The sequence below is a fragment of the Citrobacter sp. TBCS-14 genome, assembly GCF_005280805.1.
Classification (GTDB): domain Bacteria; phylum Pseudomonadota; class Gammaproteobacteria; order Enterobacterales; family Enterobacteriaceae; genus Citrobacter; species Citrobacter gillenii.
In genome coordinates, this window is the sequence record NZ_SZWM01000868.1 from 276 (window position 1) to 511 (window position 236).

Here is a 236-nt window from a genome sequence, read left to right on the forward strand (position 1 = left end):
GTGTTTGTACAGCGCATTCTTTTTCACGCCGTGGATTTCAGCGGCCAGCGCGGCGGCCTTTTTCAGCGGCAGTTCGGCCTGCAGCAGCGCCAGGGTTCGCAGCGCATCGGCAGGCAGATCGTCTTCTTGCGCTTTATGCCCTTCAACAATCAGCACCATTTCGCCTTTGCGACGATTTTCATCTTCCTTGACCCACGCCAGCAGCTCGCCAACCGGTGCGCCGTGAATGGTTTCCC

Annotated in this window: 1 pseudogene; it reads right to left on the bottom strand. The window is 58.5% G+C overall.

Annotated elements, in window-relative coordinates:
• Window positions 1-236 (bottom strand): annotated as a pseudogene (locus tag FDX22_RS21790) (16S rRNA (cytidine(1402)-2'-O)-methyltransferase); the annotation flags it as partial.